Below are 21,898 nucleotides of genomic sequence, written 5' to 3'. Positions count from 1 at the left end.
GTAAGGCGTACATACGTTGCGGCATCTGATTGATGCCAACCCCAAGGAGGGACCCCGATGGCCACCGTAGCTGTAACCGATGCCACCTTCGACGCCGAAGTCCGCAACGCCGACGTACCCGTGATCGTCGATTTCTGGGCGGAATGGTGCGGTCCGTGCAAACAGATCGGGCCGGCGCTGGAAGAACTCTCCGCCGAATATGAAGGCCGCGTTAAGATCGTTAAGGTCAACGTCGACGAAAATCCGAATTCGCCCGCGCAGCTGGGCGTGCGTGGCATCCCGGCGCTGTTCATGTTCAAGGACGGCGAGGTCGTGTCCAACAAGGTCGGCGCCGCGCCCAAGGCCGCGCTGCAAAGCTGGATCGACGACGCGGTCTGATCCGCGTGATCGCATGATCCGAGGATCGCAAAGGCAGCCCCCGCGGCTGCCTTTTTCGATTCCCGGGCCGACACCGCCGATATCGGAACCGGCCCCAGGGTTGTTGCCGCAAGGACGCGGGCACATATGAAACGCAGAACAAACGGAGGGATTCATGGCTGACAAGGATTTTCCGGGCTGGCACGGCACCACGATCATCGGTGTGCGGCGCGGCGGAAAAGTGGTCGTCGCGGGCGACGGGCAGGTGTCTCTGGGCCAGACGGTCATCAAGGGCACCGCGCGCAAGGTGCGCCGGCTGTCGCCCGGCGGCCACGAAATGGTGGCGGGTTTCGCCGGCTCGACCGCCGATGCCTTTACCCTGCTGGAGCGGCTGGAAGCCAAGCTCGAGGCGACCCCCGGCAAGCTGGCCCGCGCCTGTGTGGAGCTTGCGAAGGACTGGCGTACCGACAAGTACCTGCAAAAACTCGAGGCCATGCTGATCGTCACCGATGGGCGCGATCTTTATGTGATCACAGGCGCCGGCGACGTGCTGGAACCCGAATATGACGTGACCGCGATCGGATCGGGCGGAAACTTTGCCCTGGCGGCGGCGCGCGGACTTATGGAAACCGACCTGGATGCGGAGCAGATCGCACGCAAGGCGATGGGAATCGCGGCCGATATCTGTGTCTATACCAACGGAAACCTGACTGTCGAAACCATCACCGCCTAGGACCTGGCGGAGCCCCTTCGCCCGAACCGCCGAGATTTTCACGGAGTGCACATGACCGATCTGACCCCCCGCGAAATCGTGTCCGAACTGGACCGTTTCATCATTGGCCAGAAGGATGCGAAAAGGGCCGTCGCGGTGGCTTTGCGGTCGCGCTGGCGCCGCAACAAGCTGGACGCCGATCTGCGCGATGAGGTTTATCCCAAGAACATCCTGATGATCGGGCCCACCGGCGTCGGCAAGACGGAAATCAGCCGCCGTCTGGCGAAACTGGCGCGGGCGCCCTTCATCAAGGTGGAGGCGACCAAGTTCACCGAGGTCGGCTATGTCGGGCGGGACGTGGAACAGATCATCCGCGATCTTCTGGATACCTCGATCGCCATGACCCGCGAGGCCATGCGCGAGGATGTGAAAGCCAACGCGGCGAAGGCTGCCGAGGACCGCGTGATCGACGTGCTGGTCGGCGACAACGCGCGCGAATCCACCCGGGAGATGTATCGGAAGAAGCTGAGATCGGGTGAGCTTGACGATACGGTCATCGAGCTGGACGTGGCCGACACCGGCGGCGGCATGCCCATGTTCGAGATTCCGGGGCAGCCCGGTGCGAACATGGGCATGATGAACCTCAGCGAGATGTTCGGCAAGGCGATGGGCGGGCGCAAGGTGCGCCGCAAGATGACCGTGTCCGAAAGCCACGATGTGCTCATCAGCGAGGAGGCGGACAAGCTGCTCGACGATGAGGCCGTGACCCGTGCCGCCATCACCGCGGTGGAGGAAAACGGCATCGTCTTCCTCGATGAGATCGACAAGGTCTGCGCCCGCACCGACGCACGCGGCGGCGACGTCAGCCGCGAGGGCGTGCAGCGCGACCTGCTGCCGCTGGTCGAGGGCACGACCGTGTCGACCAAGCACGGCCCGGTGCGCACCGACCATATCCTGTTCATCGCGTCGGGGGCGTTCCACATTGCCAAACCTTCGGATCTGCTGCCGGAATTGCAGGGCCGCCTGCCCATTCGGGTCGAGCTGCGCGCCCTGACGGAAGATGATTTCGTGCGCATTCTGACAGAGACCGACAACGCGCTGACGCTTCAGTATACCGCGCTGATGAAAACCGAGGAGGTCAACGTCACCTTCACCGACGAAGGCATCGCCGCGCTGGCCAAGATCGCGGCCGAGGTCAACCAGTCGGTCGAAAACATCGGCGCGCGGCGGCTCTACACCGTGCTGGAACGCGTGTTCGAGGAGCTGAGTTTCGACGCACCCGAGCGGACAGGGTCTTCGGTGACGGTGGATGCCGCCTTCGTCGAAAAGAACCTGGGTGAATTGACGCGCTCGACCGATCTCAGCCGGTTCGTGCTCTAGGCCGATCCTTTTGGTGCAGTGCGGGGACGCGAAATAAGCGCTTTCCCTTTCGCGGCAACTGGCCGAAGCATGGGTCGGCCGGGAAAGGGTGCTGCCGATGTCACTTTTGTCATTCGTGAAAGACAACCTGCGCTGGCTGAGCGTCGGATTTCTGCTGGCGCTGGTGTCGGCCTTTGGCCAGACCTATTTCATCTCGATCTTTTCGGGCGACATCCGGCGGCAGTTCGATCTGAGCAACGGCGAATGGGGCGCGATCTATACCGTCGGCACGGCCACCTCCGCCGTTCTGATGGTCTGGCTCGGTGGGATCGTGGACCGGTTCCGCGTCAGGGTCATCGTGCCTGTCGTCCTGGGCCTGCTGGCGCTGGCCTGCGTGGCGATGGCGATGGTCAGCGCGGCCTGGGCGCTGGTCGGGGTGATCCTGATGCTGCGCTTCGCCGGGCAGGGCATGGCGAGCCACCTGGGGGCGGTGGCGATGGCACGGTGGTTCACGGCGTCGCGGGGCAAGGCGCTGGCCATCGGCGCGCTTGGATTTGCGTTGGGGGAGTCGCTCTTTCCGCTCACGTTCGTGGCGCTGAAACGCTGGTTTGACTGGCAAAACCTGTGGTTTCTCGCGGCGGTCCTCGCGCTGGCGGTGATCCCGGTCATCGTGATCCTGCTGCGCCATGAACGCACGCCCCAAGCGCTGGCGGAACAGGACGACGTGGCCGGCATGGGGCGCAGGCACTGGACGCGGATGGACGCCCTGCGCCATCCGCTGTTCTGGCTGGTCGTACCCGCTTTGATGGGGCCGTCGGCCTTCATCACCTCGTTCTTTTTCCTGCAGGTGCACCTGGCGACGCTGAAGGGGTGGTCGCATCTGTCGCTGGTGGCTTTGTTCCCGCTGTTCTCGGGCATGTCCACCGTTGCCATGCTGCTGTCGGGCCTTGCCGTGGATAGGATCGGAACGGCCAGGCTGATGCCGCTCTACCTCCTGCCGCTTGCGATCGGGTTCCTGGTCCTGTCGGTGGCGCAAAGCCTCGCTCTCGCCGCGCTGGCGCTTGCGTTGATGGCATTGACCGCGGGGGTGAACACCACGGTGATCAACGCGTTCTGGGCCGAATTTTACGGCACGCGCCATCTGGGGTCGATCAAGGCGCTGGCGGTCGCGGTGATGGTGTTCGGCTCTGCCGTCGGGCCGGGGCTGACCGGCTGGTTCATCGATCGGGGCGTCGCGTTCACCGAACAGATGGTGGCGATCGCGATCTATCTGATCCTGGCGTCGTCTTCCGTGGGCCTGGGCGTCGGTCTTGCGCGAAAGCGGTTATCGCTGCCTGCGTAGATAGACGTAAAAGGCGCCGCCGCCGCCGTGTTTCAGATGCGCCGCGCTGATTTGCAGGACCGCCTGCGCCAGAGGCGGCTGCGCCAGCCACACCGGCACCTGGTGTTTCAACACCCCTGTGCGCACCGGAATCGGGCCCGGCTCATGCGCGCGTTTGCCCTTGCCCGTGATGACCAGAACCAGCCGCTTGCCCTGCGCCTGTGCGCGCAGGATGAAGGATGTCAGCGCGGGATGGGCCTGCGCCAGCGTCATGCCGTGCAGATCGAGCCGCGCCTCGGGCAGGATCTTGCCGCGGCGCAACCGCGTGTAGGCGCGTTTGTCCATCGCGACGGCGGCCGCCGCCATTTCCTGTTCGAGGTCGGGCAGCAACCGATGACCGCCCGGCTTTCGCGGCGCGTTGCGTCCCCCGTCACGGCCCGCATTCTGGCCAATCCTGAACGGCTGAATCGGCAGTGCCGCGCGCGCCGGGTCCGGTTCCGCGCGCGCCGGGGTCTTCGGCAGCTCAAGCGGCTGCGACGATACCTGCGGTGCAATCGTGGGCGGGCGACGTTCCTTGTGCAGGGGGCGGGCGGCAGATTTGACTTTCCGCCACAGGTCTTCCTCGTCCGGGCGCAGCCCTCGGGGTTTGCGCGGCGCCACGGCTCAACCCTCCGGCGTCAGGCTGTAGGCAAGCTCGATCGGCAGCAAAACCACGACCCGGCCCCTGTCGCGGATACGACCCGCCGCGCGGCCGGCCTGGTTGCCGGTGCCGTAGAACACATCGGCGCGCTGCGGGCCCTTGATGGCCGATCCGGTATCCTGCGCGACCATCAGGCGGTGCAGGGGGCGGCGCCCTTCCTTTTCGATCCAGACCGGCGCGCCAAGCGGCGTGAAGGCCGGATCTATCGCAACCGAGCGCAGCGGGGTGATGGATCTGTTCATCGCGCCCAGCGGGCCCTGATCCGCGGGGACGCCCGTGACCTTGCGAAAGAACACATAGGACGGGTTGTGGTGCAGCAGCGCCTCGCCGTCTACGGGGTTGCGCTTGACCCAGTTGCGGATGACCTGCGCCGAGACCTGATGGGGCTGAAAGATGCCCCGGCGGATCAGCTCTGTCCCGACGGAGCGGTAGGGCTGCCCGTTCGCGCCGCCATAGCCCACACGGATGGCGCCGCCGTCGGCCAGGCGTACCCGGCCCGAGCCCTGGATTTGCAGAAAGAACAGATCGACCGGGTCGTCCACCCAGGCGATTTCCAGCCCGCGCCCTTTCAGCAGACCGCCGGATTCGATTTCCTGCCGGGTGTACCACTGGCCCGAGGCCTCCGGCGGCTTGGCGTAGAGCGGATAGCGGAAGCGATCGCTGGGGGTGCGGGCGCCATTCAGCTCGGGTTCGAAATAGCCGGTGAAAAGGGCGGGGGCCTCGCCGCCGATGATCACCGGGCGAAAGAAGAGCTCAAAGAAGGCCTTGGCGTTCGTGACCTCTTGCGCCACGGCGCAAAGCGTCGCCCATTCCGGGCGCTTGAGGTCGGTGCATGTGTTCAGGAACACATCCAGCGCCGCCTGGTGATCGTCCTGCTGCCAGCCGTGCAGCTCCGAGAATTCCATGATGTGGTAGGAGGGCTCCGCCGATGCCTGGGTCATGGCAAATGATCCCGCTATCGCCAGCGCCGCCGCCTTCAGGCCCGATGCCGATCGTCCGCCCGTCATCCGCCCGTGGCGACGAGCTGCCAGTTCGGATCATCCACGCCCATGCGTCTGGCGAAGGTCCAGATATCCCGCTGGCGCTTGATCTCGTTGGGGTTGCCCTCGACGATCTCGCCCTCGCTGTTGCGCACCACCGAGGTCAGCTCCGCGACGAAAAGCACGCTGATCTCGGCCTCCGCCGTGGCGGCGTCGAAGCTTGCGGAGTTCAGCTCCAGCTCTCTCAGGCCGACAAAGCTCGCCTCGACCTTGAGGCCCTGATCTTCGCGCAGGGCGATGGTTTCGACGAAGGCCTCGTTCACGTCTTCGGACAGAAAAGCCTCGACCGACTTGATGTCGCCCCGCTCGAACGCCATCAGGATCATCTCATAGGCGCCCTTGGCCCCATCCAGGAACTCACGGACGCTGAAACCCGGCTCGGCGGTTTTCATCTTCGTCAAGGCCTCGGCGGTGTCGCTGCCCGGTTCGGCATAGTCCGCAATCTCGAGATCGGGGCCGCCGTCGATCACCTCGAAATCATGTCTGGGCTTTTCCTTGACCTCGGCCGGGGCCGCCACGGGCGGCTTTTCAAATCCGTCGCGCGTGCCCAGCACATTTTTCAGCCGAAGGATCAAGAATATAGCAATCCCCGCCAGAACAAGAAGTTGGATTGCCGAAGGACTCATTCTGAACCTCATTGGGGATACGGTGGAAACGCGAACCTGCCGAACATATGTAGGGGAGCGTGTGGGTCAAGTCCACCGCAGTGCAGAAAGGTACGAGGCAGCTTATGTGGTTATTCCTGGCGTTCATCGCCGTTCCCCTGATCGAGATCGGCCTTTTCGTGCAGGTCGGCGGTATGATCGGCCTGTGGCCCACGCTGCTGATCGTGTTGCTGACGGCCATATTGGGCACCTGGCTGGTGCGGTCGCAGGGGTTGATGGCGCTCAGCCAGATCCAACGGTCGGTGCGGGATCTGCGTGACCCCACGGAACCCATCGCGCATGGCGCCATGATCCTGTTTTCGGGCGCTCTGCTGCTGACGCCGGGGTTTTTCACCGATGCGCTGGGATTCGCGCTGCTGGTGCCCGCGATCCGCAAGGCGGTCTTTTCGGGGATCGCGCGGCGGGTACAGATCCGCACGGTTCACCAGTCGGTCCGGCATCCGGGCCCGCCGCCCGGCGGCACGCGTCGGCCACAGGGCGACGCTGTGCGGGGCGACGTGATCGAGGGGGAATTCGAGGAACTGCCGCGCGACCCCGACACGCCGCGCGGCCAGTCCGGCTGGACCCGGCATTAGGGCAGGGCGCGCGCGCCGGTGCGCTCATCTGCATCCGCCATCTGCGCACCCGCGGCATTGAGACGTCACGGGCGACCTGATATGCACGGCGCGAATGCAACCCATGCAGGAGCCTCCAATGGCAGAAGAAACCAGCAACGGTGTCGATACCGCTGCCGCAGCGCCCAAGTCGGAAGAACAGCCGCCCCAGATCAAGATGCAGATCCTGGGTCAGTTCATCCGCGACATGTCCTTTGAAAACGTCGCCGCGCAAAAGGGGCTTCAGGGCGAGGTGCAGCCCGACATCACGGTCCAGGTCAACCTGGATGCACGCAAACGCAGCGACACCCAATACGAGGTGTCGATCAAGTTGCAGTGCGATTCCAAGAACAAGACGGATCAGGCGCAGATCTTTCTGCTGGAAATCGACTACGCCGGGATTTTCCAGATCGAGAATGTGCCCGACGACCAGCTGCACCCGTTTCTGCTGATCGAATGCCCGCGGATGCTGTTCCCCTTCCTGCGCCGTGTCGTCAGCGACGTCACGCGCGACGGCGGTTTCAACCCGCTGAATCTGGACAGCATCGATTTCGTGGCGCTCTACCGGCAGGAACTGGCGCGCCGTGCGCAGGCCCAGCAGGCCGAAGGCGCGCAAACCGTCTGATCGCGCACCGCTACGCTAGCCGACGGGCCATAACGGCGCGTCGCCCAGCCGCGATACGAAGGCCGCGTGCGCGGCGCGCTCCGCCTCGCTCAAGCGCGGGGGCAGGGGCGTCGGCCGCGGCGCGGGTCGCCAGACGGTCGCGCCGCTGTCGATATCCTGCCCGCCGCGGTCGGCATCCGATGTCGCGTTCAGCGCGAAATCGGGCTGCCGTCCACCCGTCAGTTCCAGATAGACATCTGCCAGAATCTCGGAATCGAGCAGCGCGCCATGCAGCTGGCGCGACGAATTGTCGATGCCGAACCGGCGGCACAGCGCATCCAGCGATGCCGGCGAGCCGGGAAAGCGTTTGCGCGCGATGGCGAGCGTATCCAGCGCCTGGGCGTCGGGCAGTTTCTTGCGCTTGCACCAATCCAGCTCGGCGTTGAGGAATTTCATGTCGAAGGCGGCATTGTGGATCACCATGCGCGCATCCCCGACGAAGGCCAGGAAATCGTCGGCCACATCCGCGAACAGCGGCTTGTCGCGCAGGAAATCCTCGCTCAGCCCGTGCACGTCGAACGCGCCCTGGGGCATGTCGCGCTGCGGGTTGATATATTGGTGATAGGTCCGCCCGGTGGGCATGTGGTTAAACAGCTCCACCGCGCCTATTTCCACGATGCGATGCCCGTCGAACGGGTCGAGGCCGGTGGTTTCCGTATCCAGGACGACTTCACGCATTTGCTCGCTGCCTTCTGATCCGCTGCACCGTTTCCTGCACCGCACGGCGCGCGCCTTCAAGGGTTTCGGTCGGAACCACGACATCCGCGCGGCGCCGCTTTTCCGCATCAGAGATCTGTTTTGCCAAAATCGCCTCGAAATGGTCGCGGGTCATGCCCGGCCGCGCCAACACGCGCTCGCGCTGCGTCTCGGCGGGTGCCGACACCACGACGATCATATCGAACTGTCCTTCGCCGGCGGTTTCAAACAGCAGCGGGATATCGCAAACCACGATCTCGGCGCCCTCCTGCGTCTGACGCGCGATGAAGGCGGCGCGGTCGCGCGCGACCAGCGGGTGCACGCGCGCCTCCAGCAGCGGCAGGGCGGCGGGATCTTCGGCGATCCAGGCTTTCAGCGCGGACCGATCCACCGCGCCACCGACGATCGCGGCCGGGTGGATCTGCGCGATCGGCTCCACCGCTGCGCCACCTGCGGCATAAAGCCGGTGCACCGCCGCATCCGCATCCCAGACCGCGGCGCCACATTCCGCGAACATCGCCGCCGTCGTCGACTTGCCCATGCCGATGGAGCCGGTCAAACCGATCAGGAAAGGGGCCCCCGTCATTCGGCCAGGACCACGTGCCGCAAGGTCTCATCGACCTCGGGGCGGAGGCCGAACCACCGCTCGAAACCCGGCACGGCCTGATGCAGCAGCATCCCCAGCCCATCGACGACCGTGCAGCCACGGTTGCGCGCCTCTGCCAAAAGCGGGGTTTCCAACGGGGTATAGACGATATCGGTAACCAGCATGTCGGGCGACAGCCCGTCCAGCGGAACGCGTAGATCCGGCTGGCCGGTCATTCCAAGCGACGTCGCGTTGACCACCGTTGCGGCATCGTCGAGCATGTTGCCCGCGCGTGCCCAGTCATAGACGACCATTTTCGCGCCGAAATCCGCGCGCAGGCGCTCGGCACGGGCGCGGGTGCGGTTCGACAGCCTGATTTCCGGCACGCCGCTTTCCAGCAGCGCCACAATCACCGCGCGCGCCGCGCCACCCGCCCCGAAAATGGCGGCGGGGCCGCGGCGTGGGTCCCACTCAGGGGCGTTCTGGCGCAGGTTCGAGATAAAGCCGTAGCCGTCGGTGTTGTCGGCATGAACCTTGCCGTCGCTACGGAATATCAGCGTGTTCGCCGCGCCGATCAGCGCGGCGCGGTCGGTCACCAGATCGGCCAGCTCCAGCGCGGTTTCCTTGTGCGGGACGGTCACGTTCAGACCGCAAAAGCCCAGGCGGGGCAGCAGTCTCAACATCTCGGGGATGTCGCGCCGTTCCACCTGCATGGGGATATAATGCCCCGCCAACCCATAGGTACGCAGCCAATGGCCATGAAGCCGCGGCGATTTACTGTGCCCGATGGGATGGCCGATGACCCCTGCCAGGGGCGGCGCATTGCTGCTCATTCCTCAAGTACTCCACGCATTGTCAGAGACCTGACCACATCCAGCAGCGGCAGGCCCAGTACGGCAAAGAAATCACCGTCGACACGATCGAACAAGCGCAAGCCTTCCTCCTCCAGCCGGTAACCGCCGACCGAGGACAGGATCGCATCCGCGTTTCGGTCCAGATATCCCTCCAGGAAGGCATCGGAAAAGCGACGCATCGTCAGACGGACGGTGGCGACGGTGCGCCACTGCGGCTGGCCGTCGTGAAAGATCACGGCCGCGGTCAACAGTTTGTGCGGTTTGCCGCGAAGCATTTTGAGCTGGGTGCGGGCCTCATCCAGATTTGCGGGCTTGCTCAACACCGATCCCTGAAAGTCCAGAACCTGATCCGCACCGAGGACAAAGGCCTCGGGGTGCCGTTCCCCGATCTTGCGGGCTTTGTATTCCGCCAGGGCGTCGGCCACATCGCGCGGCGTCGCGCCTTCCGCCAGCAAGGACGCCTTGATCGTCGCCTCGTCCACGCGCGGGGGCAGGCAGGTGACGGAAATGCCCGCGTCCTCCAACATCGCGCGCCTGGTGGCGGAGGAAGACGCGAGGATCAGCTTTCGGCTCATGTGACATCCTGTGGAAAAGCCGGCCTTGGGCCTGGGGACAGTCATCGGTTCATCCACAGCCTGGTGGCTTTGCCCGAAATTCCGCCGCTTCGTCCCGCATCAATAACCGAACTGTACCCTGTGACTCAAGCCATGCACCGCTGTGTGAAAATCGAGGCTGTCCCCGAGTTACGCGAAGTTGTTCAACAAAGTTATCCACATGATGTTTTGAAATTGACTCTTCACTATCAATTGCTTGCCCGGAGACTCCCAAAGTCTTAACCAACTTTTTCACACCTGCGCCGGCGTGTCGGAAAATCTGGGGACCGATCAGTAATCCACAGTATCCACTGCGCCTACTACTACATCATCATTTCTTTCTTTTTCTTTTATTATTAAGGAAGGAATACCGTAAGGAGCCCGAATGGCCGATCTGCTCTCACTTGCCTACCCCTGGACCAAAAGCCTGCATGTGATCTCCGTCATCGCGTGGATGGCCGGTTTGTTTTATCTGCCCAGGCTATACGTCTACCATGTCGAGAGTGTTGAGCGGGAAAGCACGGCCGATACGTTGTTTCAGACCATGGAATTCAAGCTTTTGCGGGTGATCATGGGACCTGCAATGATCTCGAGCTGGATTTTCGGGCTCGCGCTGGTCGCAACGCCGGGGGTGATCGACTGGTCGCAGGTCTGGCCGTGGACCAAGGCCGCCGGGGTTCTGGCGATGACGTGGTTCCATATGTGGTGCGCGGGGCGACGCAGGGATTTCGCGGCCGGGCGCAACACGCTGACCGGGCGGCGGTATCGCATGATGAACGAGGTCCCAACGCTGCTGCTGGTCGTCATCGTCGTATCGGTGATCGCGCGCCCGTTTTAAGACGCGCTGGCGCCGGGTTCGGTGGCGCAGCCGTTTTGCCCCGCGCGGGCATTTGACTTGCGCTGCTGCCTCGGCTAGAAGCCGCACAAGGCCCGTCCGGGCACTTGTTCCTCCATCATGAAAATCTCGTCCATCCGCGTGGCAGAGATCTGGATACCTCCGATGACGCAAGACCGACTGAATCTGTCCGAGCTCAAAGCCACGAGCCCCAAGGATCTCCTCGCCATGGCGGAGGAGCTAGAAATCGACAACGCCTCGACCATGCGCAAGGGCGACATGATGTTCGCCATCCTCAAGGAGCAGGCGGAAGACGGCTGGGAAATCGGCGGCGACGGTGTGCTCGAGGTCATGCAGGACGGCTTTGGTTTCCTGCGCTCGCCCGAAGCGAACTATCTGCCGGGCCCCGATGACATCTACGTGTCCCCCGAGATGATTCGACAGTTCTCGCTGAGAACCGGCGACACCATCGAAGGCGTGATCCAGGCGCCGCGTGAAACCGAAAGCTATTTCGGCATGACCAAGGTGGAGCGGATCAATTTCCAGGACCCCGAGCGTGCCCGCCACAAGGTGGCTTTCGACAACCTGACCCCGCTTTACCCGGACGAACGGTTCCGCATGGAAATCGAGGATCCGACGGGCAAGGACCGCTCCGCCAGGATCATCGATATCGTCGCGCCCATCGGCAAGGGCCAGCGTTCGCTGATCGTCGCGCCGCCGCGGACGGGCAAGACCGTACTGCTTCAGAACATCGCGCATTCGATCGAGAAGAATCACCCGGAATGCTATCTGATCGTCCTGCTGATCGACGAGCGGCCCGAAGAGGTCACGGACATGCAGCGCTCGGTCAAGGGAGAGGTCGTCTCCTCGACCTTCGATGAACCGGCCACGCGCCACGTCGCTGTCGCGGAAATGGTGATCGAAAAGGCAAAGCGGCTGGTCGAGCACAAGCGCGACGTCGTGATTTTGCTGGACTCGATCACGCGCCTCGGGCGCGCGTTCAACACGGTGGTGCCGTCCTCCGGCAAGGTGCTGACGGGTGGTGTGGACGCCAACGCGCTGCAGCGGCCCAAACGGTTTTTCGGTGCGGCGCGGAACATCGAGGAGGGCGGATCGCTGACCATCATCGCGACCGCGCTGATCGACACCGGAAGCCGCATGGACGAGGTGATTTTCGAGGAATTCAAGGGCACCGGCAACTCCGAGATCGTGCTGGATCGCAAGATCGCCGACAAACGCGTTTTCCCGGCCATCGACATTCTGAAATCCGGTACCCGGAAAGAGGACCTGCTGATCGAAAAAAGCGATCTGCAAAAAACCTTCGTGCTGCGCCGCATTCTGAACCCTATGGGCACGACCGATGCGATCGAGTTCCTGTTGTCCAAGCTGAAACAGACCAAGAGCAACGGCGAATTCTTCGACTCCATGAATACGTAACGATAATTAATGTTTATAAAACAATCGGTTATGTGTAATGGACACGATTTACGCACTGGCAACGGCGCGGGGTAAGGCAGGCGTTGCCGTCATCCGCATCTCCGGCCCGATGGCATGGGACATCGTCGCGCGTCTGACCGGCGGCATACCCGCGCCGCGCCAAGCCAGCTTGCGCAAGTTGCGGTCGAGCGATGGCACGCATCTGGACGATGCGCTGGTGCTTTTCTTTGAAGAAGGCCGCAGTTTCACAGGCGAGCAGTCGGCGGAGCTGCAAACCCACGGCAGCCTCGCCGTCACCCAGGCAGTCCTGCGCGAAATATCAACTTTTCCCGGGACCCGACACGCCGAGCCCGGAGAATTCACGCGCCGTGCCCTTGAAAACGATAACCTCGACCTCACCCAGGTCGAAGCGCTGGCGGATCTGATCGAGGCAGAGACCGAGGCCCAGCGTCGCCAGGCGCTGCGTGTTCTGAGTGGTGAAATCGGCCAGAAAGTCGAACTCTGGCGAAAAGATCTTATCCGCGCCTCAATGCTGGTCGAAGCGACAATCGATTTTGCAGACGAAGACGTTCCGGTTGATGTCTTTCCCGAAGTCAGCGAATTGGTGCAAAATGTCAAAGGGCGGTTGCAGCAAGAGCTTGATGGCGAGGCGGCGGCCGAACGACTGCGCCACGGGTTCGAGGTGGCGATCGTTGGCGCACCCAACGTCGGAAAATCCACGCTGCTCAACGCCCTCGTCGGAAGAGAAGCCGCGCTTACATCGTCGATCGCCGGGACCACGCGCGACATTGTCGAGGTTCGCATGGACATCTCGGGCATGCCGGTGACATTCCTCGACACCGCCGGGCTGCGCGAAACCGACGACGTCGTCGAGAGCATGGGAATCGAGCGCGCAGTTGAGCGCGCGAAAACCGCCGATCTCCGCCTGTTCCTCAACCCGGAAGAAGGAGATCTGCCCATCGTTCCGGGTAGAAACGACGTGGTGCGCTATACAAAAAGCGATCTGACGCCCGTTGATAAACACGGTATTTCCGCCGTCTCGGGCGAGGGGATAGCCGACTTGCTGAGCGAGATCGGTGACAAGCTCGAAGGTTTTTCTGCGAACGCGTCGGTGGTTATCCGCCAAAGGCATTCGCAAGCTTTCCGATCTGCGGTTTCATCTTTGACGGCGGCAGAGAATGAGATAGAACTTGGTTCTGCACGAAGCGAGCTGATAGCGGAAGATCTGCGCGAGGCGGTTCGGTCATTGGAGTTTCTCATTGGCCGTGTAGACATTGAGCAACTTCTCGGCGAGATATTTTCGAGTTTCTGTATCGGAAAGTAAGGAATGTTTCACGTGAAACAAACTGAGTTTGATGTAGTCGTGATCGGTGGCGGTCACGCAGGTACAGAAGCCGCCTTGGCGTCTGCGCGCCTTGGTGCGCGAACCGCGCTGATCACCATGGATCTATCGAAACTCGGCGCAATGTCCTGCAACCCTGCTATCGGTGGGCTGGGGAAAGGACATCTGGTTCGGGAAATTGACGCGCTAGATGGTGCAATGGGACACGCCGCGGACGCAGCCGGTATCCAATACCGTCTTCTGAACCGCTCCAAAGGCGCTGCAGTTCAGGGACCGCGCGTCCAGGCCGATCGCCAGCTCTATGCGCGTAAAATCACTAGTATCCTGAGCGCTCAAGATAACCTTCATCTGGTGGAAGGCGAGATCACCGATCTCAAGATCGCGGAAGACAGGGTCACAGGCGTTGAGATGTCCGATGGGACGGTTGTGGCCGCGCTCAAGGTTATCCTGACCGTCGGCACGTTTTTGGGGGGTAAGATTCACCTGGGCACGAGGACCTGGGATGCTGGCCGGATCGGCGATTCTTCATCCACACGTTTGGCGCATCGGATACGGGACCTTGGTTTGCCGGTCGGGCGTCTCAAGACAGGGACACCCCCGCGGTTGAACGGGCGCACAATCGACTGGTCCAGGCTGGAAAAGCAGGCCGGCGACGAGGAGCCTACGCTGATGTCATTTCTGTCGGACAGCCCTATTGCCCGGCAAGTGAACTGCGGGATCGCCCATACCAATTCACGCACGCACGATATTATTCGTGAAAACCTTGATAAATCCGCGATGTACAGCGGCAACATCAGCGGCGTCGGCCCTCGGTACTGCCCTTCGATCGAAGATAAGATAGTTCGGTTTTCAGACAAGGAGTCGCATCAGGTATTCCTGGAGCCGGAAGGCCTGAGCACTGACACGGTATATCCCAACGGAATCTCCACGTCTTTGCCGGAAGATGTGCAGCATGCCTATGTGAGATCAATTTCTGGCCTGGAAAATGTAGAGATTTTGCAGCCAGGCTACGCGATCGAGTATGATTACCTCGACCCGCGATCGCTTCACTCGACGTTGGAGCTCAAGGAACTATCCGGCTGCTATTGCGCGGGACAGATCAACGGCACCACCGGATACGAAGAGGCGGCGGCGCAAGGTCTGATCGCTGGCGCGAATGCAGCGCTGGAGGTGCAGGGCCGTGACCCCATCGAGTTGTCACGGGCATCGTCTTATATCGGTGTGATGATAGATGACCTGGTAACCAAGGGCGTAACGGAGCCCTATAGGATGTTTACCTCGAGGGCCGAATATCGGTTGTCTCTGCGCGCGGACAACGCGGATCAGCGTCTTTGCCCGGTAGGGATCGAGGTCGGCCTGGTCGGCGAATCGAGGACGCGGATCTTCAATCGAAAAATGGCGGATATCGCCGCGGCGAACGGGCATCTTTCGAGGTTGAGCGCGACACCAAATGATCTGGCCGAGATTGGCGTCGCCGTAAAGCATGATGGTAAGCGACGAGATGGATTTGAACTGCTGTCGCTGAGCGATGTAACGTGGAGCACCCTCAAGCTTCTGTCGCCGCAATTGCCTCCGGTAGGGGCGGAGATTGAAAAACAGGTCAAGATCGACGCCGAGTATCGTTCCTATGTTGAACGGCAGGCGGCGAGTGTTTCCGTTTTGCGAAAAGACGAGGGGAAGAGATTTCCCCGAAATTTCGATTTCGGCGCGGTCGTCGGTCTTTCCAATGAGGTTAAAGAAAAGCTTTCAGTTGCGAGACCTGACACCATTCGACAAGCTGGTGTAATTGAAGGGGTTACCCCCGCATCTTTGATGTTGTTGTTGTCCGCTCTGAATAAACTGGAACGGAAAACCGCGTGACTGGTCCGCTAAACGAAAATGTTTCACGTGAAACAAGCCAGGACTTGATTAAATATGTGCAACTGCTGCGCAAATGGAACCCGGCCATCAATTTGGTCGCGCCAGCAACGCTGGGTGAAGCCGAGCAGCGACACATTCGCGACTCTGCGCAATTGATAGAGTTCGCTCCCGCGCAGGGTGATTGGGTAGATCTTGGTTCGGGCGCCGGATTCCCGGGTCTGGTGTGTGCTATCCAAGCGAAACGTGATCTTCCCGGCCTCTCATTTACGCTTGTGGAATCTGACTTACGTAAGTGCGAGTTTCTTCGGACTGTTTCACGTGAAACAAACACCCGGGTCACCGTTCTCCCCCACCGTGCTGAGGATCTGGAAACATCATCGGCCGATATAATTTCAGCGCGTGCACTTGCGGATCTCTCTCATTTGTTCGATCTGTCTTGTCGGGTGCTGAAGCCTCACGGCCGGATGCTCTTCCTGAAAGGAAGCAGCTGGAAGAAAGAGGTGGATGCTGCGAGAAAAGATTGGCGTTTCGAGTGTGAAGCGCATCCAAGTTCTACCAACGAAAATTCGGTGATCCTAGACGTGAGGGCGCTACAACGTGCATGAATTTCCTCGTATTATGGCGATCGCCAACCAGAAGGGCGGCGTCGGAAAGACAACCACGACAATAAACCTTGGTGCGGCGCTTGTGACGAAGGGGCATAAGGTTTTGATCGTTGACCTGGACCCGCAGGGCAATGCGTCCACCGGGTTGGGATTGGAACCGGAAAACCGTAAGACATCGACCTACGATCTGATTGTTCAGGAAGCGCCGATCAAAAGCGTGATTTATGAGACGGGAACCCCTGGGTTGTTCCTCGCCCCGGCGACCACTGACCTCAGCTCGACCGACATGGAACTGGTCTCGAATGAGAAGCGGGCGTTTCAGCTGCGCGATGCCTTGTTGCAGCCGGAAATGGAGGGGTTGGAGTTCGACTTTGTCCTCATCGATTGCCCTCCTTCGTTGAACATGCTGACGGTCAACGCGATGGTCGCTGCACATTCCGTTCTTATACCGTTGCAAAGCGAATTTTTTGCGCTTGAGGGGCTTTCGCAGCTGCTCCTCTCGATCAGGGAAGTGCGGCAGTCGGCCAATCCAGATCTCAGAATTGAGGGTGTCGTGCTGACGATGTATGATGCGCGGAACAACCTTGCGCGGCAGGTCGAAGAGGATGCGCGCGATAATCTGAACGAGCTTGTGTTTCAGACCAAGATTCCCCGAAATGTTCGGGTGAGCGAAGCACCGTCTTATGCGATGTCGGTTTTGCAGTATGATCCAACGTCGAGAGGCAGCATCGCGTATCGTTCGCTCGCAACGGAAATTCTCAAGCGCCACGAACGCGTTAATCCAATGAGGCAGTAAATGACTGAAAAAAAACAAGAACGGCGCGGGCTGGGCAGGGGGCTATCCGCTCTTATGGCTGATGTCGACCTTACCAATTCGGAGAATAATGACAAAGTGATGCGGGCTGAAAACAAGATCGCGGTCGAAAAACTGGTTGCCAACCCCGATCAGCCGCGACGCCAGTTTTCTGAAGAGGCGCTTGCCGATCTAACTCGCTCCGTCGGTGAAAAAGGCGTGATTCAACCGTTGATCGTGCGGGTGAACCCGCGTGACGCGAATACCTATGAGATTGTCGCGGGTGAACGGCGTTGGCGCGCAGCGCAGCGCGCGCAGCTGCATGAGGTCCCGGTTCTTATTCGCGATCTCAACGACACCGAAGTTCTCGAACTCGCGATCATCGAAAACATTCAGCGTGCAGATCTGAATGCCGTTGAAGAGGCGATGGGCTTTCGGCAATTGATGGACCGCTTCGGCCATACGCAGGAGAAGCTTGCCGAGGCGCTTGGTAAGAGCCGAAGCCACATTGCGAACCTTCTGCGGTTGCTGCAATTGCCGGAAGAAATCCTGGATCATCTGCGAGAGGGTCGCCTCAGCGCGGGTCATGCACGCGCGTTGATTACCACCGACGATCCTATCGCCCTGGCCAAGCAGGTGATTTCAAAGGGGCTCAGCGTCCGCCAGACCGAGCAGCTTGCCAAAGCGCCAAAGGCCAAGAGCGCAAGGCCGAAGCCCCCACGTGCCGATGCCGACACGCGCGCGCTTGAGGACCAGTTGGCGACATCGCTGGGGTTGAAGGTACAGATAGATCACCGCGAAGGGTCGGAGGCTGGTAAATTGGTGTTGAATTACCAGTCTTTATCGCAGCTGGATTCGCTTTGCAGCGCGCTCAGCTCTATTTCTCTGGACGAGTCCAGATGAAGAGCAGGACGAGCGACAGGATGATCGCCTCAGCCCATATGATGTAGACAGGAAGCTGGAGGATAAGGGGTGGAATAACGGCTGCGCCGATGGATGCCGTGGCGAGCAGTTTTGCAGGCCGACTAATGGCCCCCTTTTCCGTCCAGTTCACGATCGGCGGGCCGAAATGGCGGTGGTTCAGCAACCAGAAGTGTAACCGTGGCGAAGAGCGCGCGAAGCAGAAGGCCGCCAACAGCAGGAACGGCACGGTCGGCACCACCGGCAACAGCAGGCCGATCACTCCTGCGAGAAGGCTTGTCAGGCCCAGGGAGATGAATAGAAACCTCATTCTGTCAAGCGGTCAGAAGTTCCCTGAGGACGGCGTTCAGCATCAGGCGGCCGCGTGGGGTCGTCCGCAGGCTTCGGCCATTGTCCTGCAAGAAGCCGCTTTCGATCAGAGTGCCGGCTGCCTCGTTGAATTTCGGACCGACCAATGAATTTAATCGTTCTTTTTCAATGCCTTGACTCAGTCTTAGACCCATCATGACGATCTCCTCGGCGGCGTCACTGGCTGCAATGGTTTCTCGGGTCCGCTCGCCGGTGCCGGTCTGCTCGACCGCGTTCAGCCAATGCATGGGCTGCGAAGGGGTGTCGGTCGCGATACGAACGCCGTTCGCGGTGAATCGCCCGTGGGCACCGGGACCAATGCCGAGATAGTCGCCGGAGTTCCAGTAAATCAGGTTATGGCGCGATTCAGCGCCTGGCCGCGCATGGTTCGACACCTCGTAGGCCGGCAGCCCGGCTTTTTCGCAAAGCTCCTGAGTGAGCTCGTACATGTCGGCGGCAAGGTCTTCGGTGGGCAGGTCCTTGAGGCCCCCCGCGGCGTGGCGCGCGCCAAAGGCGGTGCCGTGCTCGATCGTCAACTGATAGAGCGAAACATGGTCCGCAGCCATGTCGAGCGCCCGGTTCAGCTCCTCTTTCCACTCCGCCAGGGTCTGCCGTTGCCGCGCGCATATCAGGTCGAAACTGACACGATCGAAGGTTGCCCGGGCGATGTCGAAGGCCGCGCGCGCCTCGGCCACCGTGTGCAGCCGACCCAACGCCTTGAGGTCAGCGTCGTTAAGGGCCTGGATGCCCATCGACACGCGGTTGACCCCTGCATCGCGGTAACCGGCAAAGCGCGCGGCCTCAACCGAGGTGGGGTTGGCTTCCAGGGTGACTTCGAAGCTGTTGGAGGTACGCCAGCTTTCGCGGATGCTGTCCATCAGTCCCTGTACAAGGGCGGGCTCCATCATGCTGGGCGTGCCACCGCCGAAAAACACGGTGTCGAGCACGCGGTCCGACGTTGTTTCCGCGAGGCGCCGAATTTCCGAGCAGAAGGCGTTCAGCCAGCGGGCCTGGTCGATCGTGGCTGATACATGGGAGTTGAAGTCGCAATAAGGGCATTTGGCCTGGCAGAACGGCCAATGGATATAGAGACCAAAGCCGTAATTTCGCTCAACCGGCAAAACAGCTCTCTATCAGCTTGCGAAAGGCCTCGGCGCGGTGGCTGATGGCATTCTTTTCCCAACGATCCATCTCGCCGAAGGTCAAGGCGCTGCCATCGGGTTGAAAGATCGGATCATAGCCGTGGCCTTCGGTGCCGCGCATCGGCCAGACGATGGCGCCGTCGACCATGCCCTCGAACACCTCGTCATGGCCGTCTGGCCAGGCCAGCACCAATGTGCAGCGGAAGTGCGCCTTGCGCGGGTGCGGCGCGGCCTTATCTTCAAGTTCCTGCCATGCGCGCGTCATCGCCATCGTGAAATCGCGGCCCGACGGCGTTTCCGCCCAATCGGCCGTGCGCACGCCGGGCGCACCATCCAGCGCGTCGATGCACAGGCCGCTGTCGTCGGCCAGCGCGGGCATTCCGGTCGCGCGGGCTGCCGCATGGGCCTTGATCCGGGCGTTGCCGACGAAGGTGTCTTCCGTCTCTTCAGGTTCGGGAAGCGACTTTTCCCCGGCCGACACGACTGTCACGCCAAAGGGTTCAAGCAGACGGGCGATCTCCTCCAGCTTGCCTTGGTTGTGAGTCGCGATCAGCAGGGTATCGTCGGCAAAGCTGCGCATCAGATGGCTGCCTTCTGTGCGGCAACCAGCGCGTCGATTCCGGTTTCCGCCAGATCCAGCATGTCTGTCATCTGTGCGCGGGTGAAGGTCGCGCCCTCGGCGGAGGCCTGAACCTCGATCAGCCCCTTGGCGCCGGTCAGGACGAAATTGGCATCCGTGCCGGCCTCGCTGTCTTCGGCGTAATCCAGATCGAGCACGGTTTGCCCCGCGTAGATGCCGCAGCTTACGGCGGCGACGTGATCGGTCAGCGGATCGGTCTTGATGTCACCGGCCTTCATCAGGCGGTCGACTGCAAGGCGCAGCGCGACCCAGCCGCCGGTGATCGATGCGCAACGGGTGCCGCCGTCGGCCTGGATCACGTCGCAGTCGATGGAGATTTGCCGCTCTCCCAACGCGACCCGGTCGACGCCCGCCCGCAGCGCGCGGCCGATCAGGCGCTGGATTTCCTGCGTGCGGCCTGATTGGCCGTTCTTGGCCTCGCGCCGCATCCGGGTGTTGGTCGCACGGGGCAGCATGCCGTATTCCGCCGTGACCCAGCCCAGGCCGGAATTCTTGAGGAAGGGCGGCACGCGTTCCTCAAGCGATGCGGTACACAGCACATGGGTGTCACCGCAGCGGATCAGGCAGGATCCTTCGGCGTGTTTGGTTACTCCGGTTTCGATTGAAATCGGGCGCATTTCTCTTATCTCTCGACCGGAAGGGCGCATAGACTGTCCTTTATTCTGGGTTCACGACTGATACCCATGGGTTTGTTTGCGTGACAACCCCCCGCGTGGTGGTGCTGGCGCTTGCGTCTTCGACTGTACTGGGTTTTACGGATCTTCCATGAGCGACAAGAGCGATATTCTGAGCCAGATGAACGCCCGTTCGAGAGAGGTGTTCCGCAGGGTTGTCGAAAGCTATCTGCTGACCGGCGATCCGGTGGGGTCCCGCACGCTGACCCGCACATTGGACGAAAAGGTCAGCGCGGCGACGATTCGCAACGTGATGCAGGATCTGGAATACCTTGGTCTGCTGGACAGTCCGCATGTCTCTGCCGGGCGGATTCCGACGCAGCAGGGGCTGCGCATGTTCGTCGACGGGCTGTTGGAGGTCGACGATCTGAATGTGGACGACCGCCGCCTGATCGACGCCAGCGTGAACAGCGACAATTCGGATGTGGCGCGGCTGATGGATCGCGTGGGTTCCGCGCTGTCGGGGATGACCCAGGGCGCCAGCCTCGTGCTTGCGCCCAAGCATGAGGCGCCGCTCAAGCATATCGAATTCGTCTCGCTCGCCCCCGACCGTGCGCTGGTGGTTCTGGTCTTTGCCGACGGGCACGTCGAGAACCGGGTGTTTTCGCCGCCGCCGGGGCTGACGCCCTCGGCAATGCGCGAAGCTGCGAATTTCGTGAACAGCCTGGTCGATGGCCTGACCCTTGGCGATCTGTCGCAACGTATCAGCGCCGAGATCAAGCGCCGCCGCCGGGAAATCGACGTTCTGGCGCAGCAACTGGTCGAAAGCGGTCTGGCCATCTGGCAGAACGAGGGCGAGACGGTCGAGCGGCTGATCGTGCGCGGGCGCTCGAACCTGCTGGCTGCCGACGGGCATGGCGAGGATCTGGACCGCATCCGCACGCTGTTCGACGACCTGGAACGCAAGCGTGACATCGCGGAATTCCTCAACCTGGCCGAAGAAGGCGAGGGTGTGCGCATTTTTATCGGTTCGGAGAACAAGCTTTTTTCACTTTCCGGTTCCTCTTTGGTGGTCAGCCCATATATGAACGCTGATCGTAAGATAGTGGGCGCGGTCGGTGTGATCGGCCCGACCCGATTGAACTACGGTCGGATCGTCCCGATTGTGAATTACACGGCGCAGCTTGTCGGCAAGCTGATATCCGACCGGAGCTAGAGGTA

25 protein-coding genes are annotated in these 21,898 nt (G+C 61.6%); 14 read left to right on the top strand and 11 right to left on the bottom strand.

Annotated features, from left to right (window positions below; translation table 11 throughout):
* Nucleotides 1-57 precede the first annotated feature (57 nt).
* The 4 genes from trxA (at nt 58) to ACU0BR_RS11420 (ending at nt 3,770) form a co-directional block, all read left to right on the top strand.
* Complete coding sequence (gene trxA, locus ACU0BR_RS11435; protein WP_446156958.1) at nt 58-378, top strand: thioredoxin; 321 nt, start codon at nt 58-60, stop codon at nt 376-378.
* Nucleotides 379-532: 154 nt separating this feature from the next.
* A complete protein-coding gene (gene hslV / locus ACU0BR_RS11430) occupies nt 533-1,090 on the top strand; it encodes an ATP-dependent protease subunit HslV (RefSeq protein WP_446156957.1) in 558 nt (185 codons plus the stop codon).
* 51 nt (nt 1,091-1,141) lie between these two features.
* Nucleotides 1,142-2,449, top strand: coding sequence for an ATP-dependent protease ATPase subunit HslU (gene hslU, locus ACU0BR_RS11425; RefSeq protein WP_446156956.1), 1,308 nt, complete (start codon nt 1,142-1,144; stop codon nt 2,447-2,449).
* A gap of 97 nt (nt 2,450-2,546) precedes the next feature.
* Nucleotides 2,547-3,770 carry an MFS transporter gene (locus ACU0BR_RS11420; protein WP_446156955.1) on the top strand — a complete coding sequence of 408 codons (1,224 nt, stop codon included), beginning with the start codon at nt 2,547-2,549 and terminating at the stop codon, nt 3,768-3,770.
* On the opposite strand, the gene ACU0BR_RS11415 is transcribed toward ACU0BR_RS11420, so the two are convergent.
* The 3 genes from ACU0BR_RS11415 to ACU0BR_RS11405 form a co-directional block, all read right to left on the bottom strand.
* Nucleotides 3,753-4,409, bottom strand: coding sequence for a Smr/MutS family protein (locus ACU0BR_RS11415; protein WP_446156954.1), 657 nt, complete (start codon nt 4,407-4,409; stop codon nt 3,753-3,755). The genes ACU0BR_RS11420 and ACU0BR_RS11415 overlap by 18 nt on opposite strands.
* Nucleotides 4,410-4,412: 3 nt before the next feature.
* Complete coding sequence (gene mltA / locus ACU0BR_RS11410; RefSeq protein ID WP_446156953.1) at nt 4,413-5,390, bottom strand: murein transglycosylase A; 978 nt, start codon at nt 5,388-5,390, stop codon at nt 4,413-4,415.
* A 62-nt stretch (nt 5,391-5,452) separates the two neighbouring features.
* Nucleotides 5,453-6,115 carry a Tim44/TimA family putative adaptor protein gene (locus ACU0BR_RS11405; RefSeq protein ID WP_446156952.1) on the bottom strand — a complete coding sequence of 221 codons (663 nt, stop codon included), beginning with the start codon at nt 6,113-6,115 and terminating at the stop codon, nt 5,453-5,455.
* A 104-nt stretch (nt 6,116-6,219) separates the two neighbouring features.
* Between ACU0BR_RS11405 and ACU0BR_RS11400 the strand changes: the two genes are divergently transcribed.
* Nucleotides 6,220-6,729 (top strand): FxsA family protein, encoded by a 510-nt coding sequence (locus tag ACU0BR_RS11400; protein WP_446156951.1) that lies wholly within the window; start codon nt 6,220-6,222, stop codon nt 6,727-6,729.
* A gap of 118 nt (nt 6,730-6,847) precedes the next feature.
* The gene (gene secB / locus ACU0BR_RS11395) at nt 6,848-7,372 is read left to right on the top strand and encodes a protein-export chaperone SecB (RefSeq protein WP_446156950.1); all 525 of its coding nucleotides are present in this window, start codon (nt 6,848-6,850) and stop codon (nt 7,370-7,372) included.
* Between the two features lie 15 nt (nt 7,373-7,387).
* Here the strand turns inward: secB and dnaQ are convergent, their stop codons facing one another.
* The 4 genes from dnaQ to ACU0BR_RS11375 are packed head-to-tail and all read right to left on the bottom strand — an operon-like array spanning nt 7,388 to nt 10,122.
* On the bottom strand, nt 7,388-8,089 hold the full coding sequence (dnaQ, locus tag ACU0BR_RS11390; protein ID WP_446156949.1) for a DNA polymerase III subunit epsilon: 702 nt from the start codon (nt 8,087-8,089) through the stop codon (nt 7,388-7,390).
* Nucleotides 8,082-8,693 carry a dephospho-CoA kinase gene (coaE, locus tag ACU0BR_RS11385; protein ID WP_446156948.1) on the bottom strand — a complete coding sequence of 204 codons (612 nt, stop codon included), beginning with the start codon at nt 8,691-8,693 and terminating at the stop codon, nt 8,082-8,084. Before coaE ends, dnaQ begins: the two co-directional genes overlap by 8 nt.
* Nucleotides 8,690-9,526: a shikimate dehydrogenase gene (locus tag ACU0BR_RS11380; RefSeq protein WP_446156947.1), complete on the bottom strand. Its 837-nt coding sequence runs from the start codon at nt 9,524-9,526 to the stop codon at nt 8,690-8,692. The genes coaE and ACU0BR_RS11380 overlap by 4 nt, the downstream gene beginning before the upstream one ends.
* A complete protein-coding gene (locus tag ACU0BR_RS11375; RefSeq protein WP_446156946.1) occupies nt 9,523-10,122 on the bottom strand; it encodes a Maf family protein in 600 nt (199 codons plus the stop codon). Before ACU0BR_RS11375 ends, ACU0BR_RS11380 begins: the two co-directional genes overlap by 4 nt.
* Before the next feature lie 403 nt (nt 10,123-10,525).
* Here ACU0BR_RS11375 and hemJ point away from each other — a divergent pair, with 403 nt between their 5' ends.
* The 7 genes from hemJ (at nt 10,526) to ACU0BR_RS11340 (ending at nt 17,915) form a co-directional block, all read left to right on the top strand.
* Entirely contained in the window at nt 10,526-10,978 is a 453-nt protein-coding gene (gene hemJ, locus ACU0BR_RS11370; protein WP_446156945.1) for a protoporphyrinogen oxidase HemJ, read from the top strand.
* A gap of 162 nt (nt 10,979-11,140) precedes the next feature.
* Entirely contained in the window at nt 11,141-12,412 is a 1,272-nt protein-coding gene (gene rho, locus ACU0BR_RS11365; RefSeq protein WP_446156944.1) for a transcription termination factor Rho, read from the top strand.
* A gap of 37 nt (nt 12,413-12,449) precedes the next feature.
* Nucleotides 12,450-13,736: a tRNA uridine-5-carboxymethylaminomethyl(34) synthesis GTPase MnmE gene (gene mnmE / locus ACU0BR_RS11360; protein ID WP_446156943.1), complete on the top strand. Its 1,287-nt coding sequence runs from the start codon at nt 12,450-12,452 to the stop codon at nt 13,734-13,736.
* A 3-nt stretch (nt 13,737-13,739) separates the two neighbouring features.
* Nucleotides 13,740-15,614, top strand: coding sequence for a tRNA uridine-5-carboxymethylaminomethyl(34) synthesis enzyme MnmG (gene mnmG, locus ACU0BR_RS11355; RefSeq protein WP_446156942.1), 1,875 nt, complete (start codon nt 13,740-13,742; stop codon nt 15,612-15,614).
* Nucleotides 15,611-16,219 carry a 16S rRNA (guanine(527)-N(7))-methyltransferase RsmG gene (rsmG, locus tag ACU0BR_RS11350; protein ID WP_446156941.1) on the top strand — a complete coding sequence of 203 codons (609 nt, stop codon included), beginning with the start codon at nt 15,611-15,613 and terminating at the stop codon, nt 16,217-16,219. Before mnmG ends, rsmG begins: the two co-directional genes overlap by 4 nt.
* A gap of 13 nt (nt 16,220-16,232) precedes the next feature.
* Nucleotides 16,233-17,015 (top strand): ParA family protein, encoded by a 783-nt coding sequence (locus ACU0BR_RS11345; protein ID WP_446156940.1) that lies wholly within the window; start codon nt 16,233-16,235, stop codon nt 17,013-17,015.
* Complete coding sequence (locus tag ACU0BR_RS11340; protein ID WP_446156939.1) at nt 17,016-17,915, top strand: ParB/RepB/Spo0J family partition protein; 900 nt, start codon at nt 17,016-17,018, stop codon at nt 17,913-17,915.
* On the opposite strand, the gene ACU0BR_RS11335 is transcribed toward ACU0BR_RS11340, so the two are convergent.
* Genes ACU0BR_RS11335 through rph form a run of 4 tightly spaced genes read right to left on the bottom strand, consistent with a single transcriptional unit; the run spans nt 17,890 to nt 20,710 of the window.
* Entirely contained in the window at nt 17,890-18,195 is a 306-nt protein-coding gene (locus tag ACU0BR_RS11335) for a YbaN family protein (protein ID WP_446156938.1), read from the bottom strand. The two genes, ACU0BR_RS11340 and ACU0BR_RS11335, sit on opposite strands and share 26 nt — an antisense overlap.
* Nucleotides 18,196-18,247: 52 nt before the next feature.
* On the bottom strand, nt 18,248-19,402 hold the full coding sequence (gene hemW, locus ACU0BR_RS11330) for a radical SAM family heme chaperone HemW (protein ID WP_446156937.1): 1,155 nt from the start codon (nt 19,400-19,402) through the stop codon (nt 18,248-18,250).
* The gene (gene rdgB, locus ACU0BR_RS11325; protein ID WP_446156936.1) at nt 19,392-20,003 is read right to left on the bottom strand and encodes an RdgB/HAM1 family non-canonical purine NTP pyrophosphatase; all 612 of its coding nucleotides are present in this window, start codon (nt 20,001-20,003) and stop codon (nt 19,392-19,394) included. The genes hemW and rdgB overlap by 11 nt, the downstream gene beginning before the upstream one ends.
* Entirely contained in the window at nt 20,003-20,710 is a 708-nt protein-coding gene (gene rph / locus ACU0BR_RS11320; RefSeq protein WP_446156935.1) for a ribonuclease PH, read from the bottom strand. The genes rdgB and rph overlap by 1 nt, the downstream gene beginning before the upstream one ends.
* Before the next feature lie 118 nt (nt 20,711-20,828).
* Here rph and hrcA point away from each other — a divergent pair, with 118 nt between their 5' ends.
* Nucleotides 20,829-21,893 carry a heat-inducible transcriptional repressor HrcA gene (gene hrcA / locus ACU0BR_RS11315; protein ID WP_446156934.1) on the top strand — a complete coding sequence of 355 codons (1,065 nt, stop codon included), beginning with the start codon at nt 20,829-20,831 and terminating at the stop codon, nt 21,891-21,893.
* The last annotated feature ends 5 nt before the right edge of the window (nt 21,894-21,898 follow it).

Source organism: Brevirhabdus sp., assembly GCF_052826345.1.
The sequence above is the reverse complement of the archived record's forward strand: the minus strand, read 5'-3'. Positions and strand labels throughout refer to the sequence as shown.

Coding starts and splice junctions, on each gene's coding strand:
- coaE (WP_446156948.1), bottom strand. CDS start 8,693: ATGACGGGGGCCCCTTTCCTGATCGGTTTGACCGGCTCCATCGGCATG.
- ACU0BR_RS11380 (WP_446156947.1), bottom strand. CDS start 9,526: ATGAGCAGCAATGCGCCGCCCCTGGCAGGGGTCATCGGCCATCCCATC.
- hslU (WP_446156956.1), top strand. CDS start 1,142: ATGACCGATCTGACCCCCCGCGAAATCGTGTCCGAACTGGACCGTTTC.
- secB (WP_446156950.1), top strand. CDS start 6,848: ATGGCAGAAGAAACCAGCAACGGTGTCGATACCGCTGCCGCAGCGCCC.
- ACU0BR_RS11375 (WP_446156946.1), bottom strand. CDS start 10,122: ATGAGCCGAAAGCTGATCCTCGCGTCTTCCTCCGCCACCAGGCGCGCG.
- hrcA (WP_446156934.1), top strand. CDS start 20,829: ATGAGCGACAAGAGCGATATTCTGAGCCAGATGAACGCCCGTTCGAGA.
- ACU0BR_RS11420 (WP_446156955.1), top strand. CDS start 2,547: ATGTCACTTTTGTCATTCGTGAAAGACAACCTGCGCTGGCTGAGCGTC.
- mnmE (WP_446156943.1), top strand. CDS start 12,450: ATGGACACGATTTACGCACTGGCAACGGCGCGGGGTAAGGCAGGCGTT.
- mnmG (WP_446156942.1), top strand. CDS start 13,740: ATGTTTCACGTGAAACAAACTGAGTTTGATGTAGTCGTGATCGGTGGC.
- dnaQ (WP_446156949.1), bottom strand. CDS start 8,089: ATGCGTGAAGTCGTCCTGGATACGGAAACCACCGGCCTCGACCCGTTC.
- hemJ (WP_446156945.1), top strand. CDS start 10,526: ATGGCCGATCTGCTCTCACTTGCCTACCCCTGGACCAAAAGCCTGCAT.
- rdgB (WP_446156936.1), bottom strand. CDS start 20,003: ATGCGCAGCTTTGCCGACGATACCCTGCTGATCGCGACTCACAACCAA.
- ACU0BR_RS11405 (WP_446156952.1), bottom strand. CDS start 6,115: ATGAGTCCTTCGGCAATCCAACTTCTTGTTCTGGCGGGGATTGCTATA.
- rph (WP_446156935.1), bottom strand. CDS start 20,710: ATGCGCCCTTCCGGTCGAGAGATAAGAGAAATGCGCCCGATTTCAATC.
- ACU0BR_RS11340 (WP_446156939.1), top strand. CDS start 17,016: ATGACTGAAAAAAAACAAGAACGGCGCGGGCTGGGCAGGGGGCTATCC.
- hslV (WP_446156957.1), top strand. CDS start 533: ATGGCTGACAAGGATTTTCCGGGCTGGCACGGCACCACGATCATCGGT.
- rho (WP_446156944.1), top strand. CDS start 11,141: ATGACGCAAGACCGACTGAATCTGTCCGAGCTCAAAGCCACGAGCCCC.
- ACU0BR_RS11345 (WP_446156940.1), top strand. CDS start 16,233: ATGGCGATCGCCAACCAGAAGGGCGGCGTCGGAAAGACAACCACGACA.
- trxA (WP_446156958.1), top strand. CDS start 58: ATGGCCACCGTAGCTGTAACCGATGCCACCTTCGACGCCGAAGTCCGC.
- mltA (WP_446156953.1), bottom strand. CDS start 5,390: ATGACCCAGGCATCGGCGGAGCCCTCCTACCACATCATGGAATTCTCG.
- ACU0BR_RS11400 (WP_446156951.1), top strand. CDS start 6,220: ATGTGGTTATTCCTGGCGTTCATCGCCGTTCCCCTGATCGAGATCGGC.